This window comes from Duganella sp. Dugasp56 (assembly GCF_047304105.1).
Lineage (GTDB): Bacteria > Pseudomonadota > Gammaproteobacteria > Burkholderiales > Burkholderiaceae_D > Rugamonas > Rugamonas hordei.
In genome coordinates this window covers 1-292 of sequence record NZ_JBGLYQ010000122.1, presented here as the reverse complement: position 1 = coordinate 292, position 292 = coordinate 1, and the positions used below count along the sequence as shown (strand labels likewise).

At 55.8% G+C, this 292-nt stretch carries 2 tRNA genes; both read left to right on the top strand.

The annotated features are described in order from the left end of the window. Positions 1-126 precede the first annotated feature (126 nt). A tRNA-Cys gene (locus ACCD07_RS32315) sits at positions 127-200 on the top strand. Between the two features lie 17 nt (positions 201-217). Then, positions 218-290, top strand: a tRNA-Gly gene (locus tag ACCD07_RS32310). The last annotated feature ends 2 nt before the right edge of the window (positions 291-292 follow it).

Below are 292 nucleotides of genomic sequence, written 5' to 3'. Positions count from 1 at the left end.
GAGTAGCTCAGTTGGTAGAGCGCAACCTTGCCAAGGTTGAGGTCGAGAGTTCGAGACTCTTCTCCCGCTCCAGAATTTCGGATGGCAGCGCATAACCCGCTGTTATCTTGGTCAACAGTTTCCTCTGGCGAGGTAGCAAAGCGGTTATGCAGCGGCCTGCAAAGCCGTCTAGGTCGGTTCGACTCCGATCCTCGCCTCCAGACAATTTGAACTCCACGCGGGAGTAGCTCAGTTGGTAGAGCGCAACCTTGCCAAGGTTGAGGTCGAGAGTTCGAGACTCTTCTCCCGCTCC